The 7,086-nt window shown below is 64.3% G+C and carries 4 protein-coding genes and 3 pseudogenes; 5 read left to right on the top strand and 2 right to left on the bottom strand.

Annotated features, from left to right (window positions below; translation table 11 throughout):
- Together AC07CM_RS50035 and AC07CM_RS50030 are read left to right on the top strand one after the other, a co-directional pair.
- Positions 1–353: pseudogene (locus AC07CM_RS50035) on the top strand (transposase); the annotation flags it as partial.
- A 533-nt stretch (positions 354–886) separates the two neighbouring features.
- Positions 887–1,887, top strand: a pseudogene (locus AC07CM_RS50030) (reverse transcriptase/maturase family protein); the annotation flags it as partial.
- 6 nt (positions 1,888–1,893) lie between these two features.
- Here the strand turns inward: AC07CM_RS50030 and AC07CM_RS50025 are convergent.
- A pseudogene (locus AC07CM_RS50025) lies at positions 1,894–2,506 on the bottom strand (transposase).
- Between the two features lie 138 nt (positions 2,507–2,644).
- Between AC07CM_RS50025 and AC07CM_RS50020 the strand changes: the two are divergent.
- Positions 2,645–3,418 carry a group II intron reverse transcriptase/maturase gene (locus tag AC07CM_RS50020; RefSeq protein ID WP_478883228.1) on the top strand — a complete coding sequence of 258 codons (774 nt, stop codon included), beginning with the start codon at positions 2,645–2,647 and terminating at the stop codon, positions 3,416–3,418.
- A gap of 243 nt (positions 3,419–3,661) precedes the next feature.
- On the opposite strand, the gene AC07CM_RS50015 is transcribed toward AC07CM_RS50020, so the two are convergent.
- Positions 3,662–4,951 (bottom strand): helix-turn-helix transcriptional regulator, encoded by a 1,290-nt coding sequence (locus AC07CM_RS50015; RefSeq protein ID WP_478883227.1) that lies wholly within the window; start codon positions 4,949–4,951, stop codon positions 3,662–3,664.
- 150 nt (positions 4,952–5,101) lie between these two features.
- Between AC07CM_RS50015 and AC07CM_RS50010 the strand changes: the two genes are divergently transcribed.
- Both AC07CM_RS50010 and AC07CM_RS50005 read left to right on the top strand, forming a co-directional pair.
- Complete coding sequence (locus AC07CM_RS50010; protein WP_478883226.1) at positions 5,102–6,187, top strand: S-(hydroxymethyl)mycothiol dehydrogenase; 1,086 nt, start codon at positions 5,102–5,104, stop codon at positions 6,185–6,187.
- Positions 6,184–6,813, top strand: a complete 630-nt coding sequence (locus AC07CM_RS50005) for an MBL fold metallo-hydrolase (protein ID WP_478883225.1) — start codon at positions 6,184–6,186, stop codon at positions 6,811–6,813. The genes AC07CM_RS50010 and AC07CM_RS50005 overlap by 4 nt, the downstream gene beginning before the upstream one ends.
- Positions 6,814–7,086 lie beyond the last annotated feature (273 nt).

The raw sequence follows: 7,086 nt of genomic DNA, 5'->3' as shown, positions 1-7,086 counted from the left end.
ACAAGCCGCTTGACGCGCTACCTGCGTGGGATGTCTGTCGACCGGGGCAAGTACGGCTCGAAGATCCATCTGATCACTGAGCGGACCGGTCTGCCCCTGTCCGCCGGAATCTCCGGCGCGAACCTGCACGACAGCCAAACGCTGGTCCCCCTGGTCCAGGGCATCCCGCCGATCCGTTCCCGCCGAGGCCGGCGGCGACACAGGCCGGGAAAGCTCCACGCCGACAAGGGCTACGACTACTCCCACCTGCGGCGATGGTTACGCGGGCGCGGCATCACCCACCGCATCGCACGGAAGGAATCGAGACCTCGCAGCGACTGGGCCGCCACCGCTGGACCATCGAGCGCACGATGTGCGCCACGAGGCGCTCTGTCTGTATCCCCGGCTCAGCCGGGAGGAATTCGGAAGGAGGTTCCTGGGCCGGATGACTTACCTGGATCCGAAAGGTGAAGGGGACAACAGCATGTCAGAAAACTAGTGACCGGGCTCAGTTGTCAGAGACGGTGCGCTGGGCGGCCCGTGCGATATGGCGAAGACTGGATTGTTTGAAGCCCAATCTCCAGAAGATGCAAGTTCTCATCCGCCGGAAAGACAACTGAAACCGGCGCCGTGCTCTGCCCTGGGTTTCATTGTGGCCTGGTGCACTTTCGGGGTGCGGAGCGATGTCCAGCGAGGACATTCAAGGAGATGAGTGGGACGCCTAAGTCGCGCTAGAACGTACAGATAGAGACGAACGTGGGATCGCCTACGGGATGCGAATCCTATGGCGACGGAGGCCCCGTAGTAGTCGCCGGAGTAACGACCGGTCAGGGAGGACGGGAAAGCCGTCCACATCGGGCGAAGGGGGCCAGGTGATTCGGACACTCGAACCCGGGAGGTATGCGGAATGCAAAGCGCCAAAACGGTGCTGGGTGTCCTGCGTGAACGCGGCAGGCGTGGCCTGCCGTGTGATGAACTGTACCGGCAACTGTTCAACTCGCAGTTGTATCTGCTGGCCTACGGTCGCATCTATGCCAATCATGGCGCGATGACGCCCGGGGCCACGTCGGAAACTGTGGACGGCATGTCCCAGCGGAAGATCGACCGGATCATTGAGGCAATGCGTCATGAGCGTTATCGCTTCCGTCCGGTCCGACGCATCCATATCCCGAAGAAGAACGGGAAGATGCGTCCGCTGGGGCTTCCGACCTGGTCGGACAAGCTCGTCGGTGAAGTGATCCGCTTGTTATTGGAGGCGTATTACGAGCCGACGTTCTCCGACCGCTCTCATGGATTCCATCCCCGTCGGGGCTGCCATACTGCATTGCGGGAGGTTGACCACACCTGGACCGGGACTTCCTGGTTCATCGAAGGGGACATTGCCGACTGCTTCGGCAGCCTGGACCATCAGGTCCTGCTGTCGATCCTCGGTGAGAAGATCCATGACCAGCGGTTTCTGCGGCTGGTGCGCAACATGCTGACAGCGGATACCTGGAGGACTGGAGGTGGGGCGCCACACTCTCCGGAGCGCCGCAAGGCGGAGTGGCCTCCCCGATCTTGTCCAACATCTACCTGCACAAGCTGGATGAGTTTGTCGAGACGGTTCTGATTCCGGAGTACACCCGAGGAGATCGCCGGGCCCGAAACCTGGCTTACCTGGAGTTGCAGAATCTGCTGGCGAAAGCCCGCCGGCGCGGCGACCGGGTCCAGGCCCGTGCATTGCGTCAGCGGATGGTCAGCCTGCCGAGCTCGGATCCCGACGATCCGGCATATCGCAGGCTGCGCTACACACGCTACGCGGACGATCACCTCCTCGGTTTCACCGGACCAAAAGCCGAGGCCGAGCAGATCAAACAACGACTGGCCCAGTTCCTGCGTGACGAACTCAAGCTGGAGCTGTCCCATGAGCCTTTTTCATGTGTAGATCATGAGGGTGAGGATCGCTGCGGCGGCTGACGTGAGTCTGTTCGGGCTGGTGCGGGCGTGGCGGAAGATCCTCCACTGCTTGATCCGGGAGATCGTCCGCTCGACGGGAGCCCGCAGTGCGGCGTGGACCCTGTTCGACTTCTTGTGCTTGTCGCTGAGTTCGGTGTTCGGCCTGCGCTTGATCGGGGTGATGACCGTGCCGCCGGCGCCGACGTACCCTTTGTCTGCCAGGGCCTCGAGATCCATCTGCGCGCAGGTGTCGATGATGCCGTGCTCGCGGGCGGCCTTCACGTCGTGGGTGCCTCCGGGCAGGGCGGGCGAGAGCCACAGCAGCTTCCTGCGCCTCGGTCAACGACGGGGCGAAGGCAGCGAGGCACTCGATCGTGTCGTTCGTGTAGCGCCAGGCCGTGGCCACACCGATACCGAACCCTGCGGCGAGCTGTTCGAGGGTGTCGTGCTTGCGCAGGTAGACCAGCGTGCACCGGGCCCGGTCGTACGGGCGCAGCTTGCAGGCACGGTCACCGTCACAGGCGACGATCGCCATCGTCACCAGTTCGAGGAGCTCCTCGTCGAGGTCGCATGCGGCAGGATAGAGGAACACGGGGCATCTCCGCTGGTGAGGCTATGTTTGGCGACTCTCCAAACCAACGGGATGCCCCGTTCGTCACGCCACCGTCAACGCCGCCCCCCCAACCTCACCCGCCAGCCGTACAGATGGAAAAGGCTCCAGGAAAAGACGTTGATCACTCATGCCCGCACCGGGGCTGCAAGGTTTCTCGGCTACGAGATCACGACCCAGCACAACGACACGAAGAAAACAGGCCGCTGCCGTCGGGTCAACGGTCAGATAGCACTCCGTGTTCCACGGGACGTGATCAAAGCCAAATGCGCCCCTTATCTCGCCCGCGGAAAACCCGCGAAGAAGACAGCCCTGATCAACAGCAGCGATCATGCGATCGTGGCGACCTTCGGGACTGTTTACCGGGGTGTTGTCCAGTACTACCTGCTCGCCGGAGATGTCTTCCGTCTGCACCGGCTGCAATGGGTCATGGAGACATCCATGCTCAAGACTCTCGCAGCCAAGCACCGTTCGTCAGTGTCGAAGATGGCCGCCAAGCACAAGTCCAGAATTGACACGTCCAACGGGCCTCGGGCGTGCTTCGAGGCACGAATCGAACGGGAGAACAGGAAACCGCTGGTGGCACGGTTCGGTGGAATTCCCCTCCAACGGCAGCGATCGGCGGAACTCGCCGATCGCGAGCCGGTTCGGGTGGACTATCCGCAGAAGGAACTCATCGCGAGACTCCTGGCGGACACCTGCGAGATCTGCGGAAGCAAGGGCAACGTGCAAGTGCACCACGTCCGCGCTCTTGCCGCCCTCGCACATGCCGGATGGCAGCCTTCCGACTGGGCGCGCGTCATGCTTCACCGGCGACGCAAAACCGTCGTGGCCTGCGACACCTGCCATGATCGTATCCACTCAGAACGGCCAGCCAGACCACTCACGCAGTAGTCACTGGAGAGCCGGATGACCGGGAAACCGTCATGTCCGGTTCGGCGGGAGGCCGCGCGGAACAGGGCACGCTTCACGGAGAGCCCCTCACCGCGCGGCCGACCCAACCGCCTGGCTCGCCGGCTGCCGCCGCCTCCACCGCCGCTACGAGCGCACCGCCGACCACTTCCTCGCCTTCACCAGCATCGCCTGCACCCTCATCTGTTACCGCAGACTCGCCAAATGAGATGACTTCTAAGCCTCCTAGCCTGGTGGTGGCGCGCCTTCCGTCGCGGTGAGTACCGTGTTCAGTGCTAGTGCCGTGGCCTCGCCGCGCGAGGTCACTTCGAGTTTGCGGAGCACTCCGGCGACGTGGAATTTGACGGTGCTTTCGGAAATGCCGAGGGCTTCGGCGATGGCTTTGTTGCGTTTGCCCTGGGCGACCAGGCGCAGTACCTGCTGTTCCCGGCGGTTGAGCCGGGTCAGCCGGGTCTCGTCGTTAGGGGCGGGCGGGGCGTCGAGAGGGAGGTTGATCGTGGCACGGCTGCCCCAGCCGGATACCGCTTCGAGGTCGATGGTGGCGCCAAGGGTGCGTGCCCGGCCCTGGAGCTGGCGGTACAGGGATGCCGTGTCGAGGTCGCCGGAATGCTGGTCGCGGACATCGATGCGTAGCGATGTGGCGTCGCAGGTCCAGGCGATCCGCAGGCGGGTCAGTCCGGGTTGCGTGGTGAACGCGAGTGCGGCGGCGCGGGTCATTGCTCGTGCTGCATACGCAATCTCGCCGGGCAGCGGCCAGCCGGTGTCGGACGGCGCTACGAACTCGGTTTGTGCTTCATGATGGCGTAGTGTGTGCCGGATTTCCTTGCGGAGCTCGGCGAAGGCCGCCGGCGCGGTCTCTTCGGACAGCGCTCGGTCGGATATCGGTGCCGAGCGCAGCGCGACCAGTGCGGCGGAAGCGATGTCAGCGGCGGCAAGCCGGGCTTGGTTGTCGCCGAGACTGTTTGAGCGGAGTGTGCTCAGTATGGCGACGAGCGCGGTTTCGTGCGCGGCGGTCATCTCCGCCATGGTCCGGGCGCGTTCAGCTGAGGCGGCGCGGGATTCGGCGAGGTAGTCCGGGCTGGCTTGGGCGACTTGTTGCCGGATCGAGGTTGCGATGATGCCGAAGATCGCGGCAAGGAGTCTGGCCTGGGAGAACTTCTGCTGGGATTGGCGGGGGATGAGCACGAGGAGCGTGTCGACCGGATCCCGTACCGCCCATACCATCCGTCGGGTGCCGCTGATCGGTGCGGTCGTCCGCGTGGCCTGACCGGGTTCGACGGTTGACTTGAGTGTTTCTAGCTCGTCGATGGTGACCTTGTTGATCACTTCGATTGGCCCGGCGACTTTGCGCGGCCGTCCGGTGCACTCGCGGGTGAAGATGACGAGGGCGGTGTGCGGCCAGGCTTCGGAGAGGAATCGGGAGAGGCGGGCGGCAATCTCGTGCAGTGGGCCATCGATGACATCTCGCAGGCCACGTAGATCGACTGCCGGTTCTGGCGGCGGTGCGGTGGGCATTCCAGTCACTGTAGAGCAGACTCGCTCCTGGTCAAAAGTAGAGGTTTTCCTGGTCTGACGACGAGGCCGCAGGACCGTCGGACGGGATTACCTTCGCGTACAGCTGCTTCCGAGCGCTGTCTTTCGCCGAGTGATAAAGGAACGACCCTGATGCCACAGCACGTCCGCGGTGTGATCGCCCGTTCAAAGGGGGATCCGGTCGAGCTCACCGATATCGTGGTTCCTGATCCGGGACCGGGCGAGGTCGTCGTCGCGGTGGCCGCCTGCGGTGTATGCCACACCGATCTTACCTACCGGGAAGGCGGCATCACCGACGAGTTCCCGTTCCTGCTCGGCCACGAGGCCGCTGGCACCGTCGAGAGCGTCGGGGAGGGCGTCGAGTCAGTGAAACCCGGCGACTTCGTGGTCCTGAACTGGCGGGCTGTGTGCGGGCAGTGCCGTGCCTGCAAACGAGGGCGTCCGCAGTACTGCTTCGACACATTTAACGCCGCCCAGAAGATGACGCTGGTGGATGGCACCGAGCTCACCCCGGCGCTAGGCATTGGCGCGTTCGCGGACAAGACACTGGTCCACGCCGGACAGTGCACCAAGGTCGACGCGTCCGCGGATCCCGCAGTCGCCGGGCTGCTTGGCTGCGGCGTCATGGCCGGACTCGGTGCCGCGGTGAACACCGGTGCTATCAGCCGGGGTGACTCGGTAGCCGTGATCGGCTGCGGCGGAGTCGGCGATGCCGCGATCGCCGGGGCGCGACTGGCCGGGGCATCTACGATCATCGCGGTAGACCGCGACGAGCGGAAGCTGACGTGGGCCATCGAGCTGGGCGCCACGCACACGGTGAACGCAGCCAAGTCCGATGTCGTCACTGCGGTCACCGACCTGACCGGCGGGTTCGGCGCGGATGTCGTCATTGACGCGGTGGGGCGTCCCGAGACCTGGAAGCAGGCCTTCTACGCGCGGGATCTCGCGGGCACCGTCGTGCTGGTCGGCGTGCCCACCCCCGACATGCGCCTAGAGATGCCTTTGCTTGACTTCTTCTCCCGCGGTGGCGCATTGAAGTCCTCTTGGTACGGCGACTGCCTGCCCGAGCGTGACTTCCCGATGCTCGTGGACCTGTACCAGCAGGGCAGGCTGCCGCTGGAGAAGTTCGTCTCCGAGCGCATCACACTCGATGCGGTCGAGAAGGCCTTCCACACCATGCACGCCGGTGAGGTACTTCGCTCGGTGGTGGTCCTGTGAGCAGCGTGCGTATAGAGCGCATCGTCACCACCGGCGTGTTCGAACTCGACGGCGGTACGTGGGATGTAGATAACAACGTCTGGCTCATCGGTGACGACAGCGAAGTCGTGATCATCGATGCGGCCCACGATAGGAAGCCGATCGTCGAGGCGGTGGGCGACCGGAACGTGCTGGCGGTCGTGTGCACCCACGGGCACAATGATCACGTCACCTTCGCCCCTCAGCTCGGCACGCACCTGTCCGCGCCGGTGCTCCTGCACCCCGGTGACCAGGAGCTGTGGGAGATGAGCCACCCCGGCGAGCTGTTCCGGCAAGCGGCAGACGCCGACCGGATCGCCGTCGCAGGGACTGTGCTCGAAGTGATCCACACACCGGGACATTCACCCGGCTCTATATGCCTGCACCTTCCCGAGGCTAGGGCGCTGTTTTCCGGAGACACGCTGTTCGCCGGTGGCCCTGGCGCCACGGGCCGATCGTTCTCCGACTTCCCGACGATCATCGAATCCATTCGAAACAGACTATTCACCCTTCCCGAGGACACCCGGGTCTACACCGGACACGGCGACGGCACCACGATCAGCACCGAGGCCCCATATCTGGCCGAATGGATCGAGCGCGGGCACTGACGCCCACAGACAGGCTCGATTGCCCACTCGTCCGTGCGGGTAGAAACAATGCCTCGCTTGGGCACAGGACATTCCGTCATCTACGTGCGGGCGGCAAACTGCAGTCGCTTGCGTCGCTGCTGCCGGCGCGGGAGACGCTTTCCCCTAAAGCGCCCGGGCGGCTCCGTGAACGTGTCCCCGAGTGAGTAGCGCCTCGACCTGTAGGCCGGGGTGGCGGGCACCATCCCTCGACAACAACATCCTCGGCACGAGCCTCACCGGGAAAGCAGAACC

It is taken from the genome of Streptomyces sp. NPDC044061 (genome assembly GCF_056434305.1).
This window is presented reverse-complemented; position numbering and strand designations above follow the sequence as displayed.

Coding starts and splice junctions, on each gene's coding strand:
- AC07CM_RS50015 (WP_478883227.1), bottom strand. CDS start 4,951: ATGCCCACCGCACCGCCGCCAGAACCGGCAGTCGATCTACGTGGCCTG.
- AC07CM_RS50010 (WP_478883226.1), top strand. CDS start 5,102: ATGCCACAGCACGTCCGCGGTGTGATCGCCCGTTCAAAGGGGGATCCG.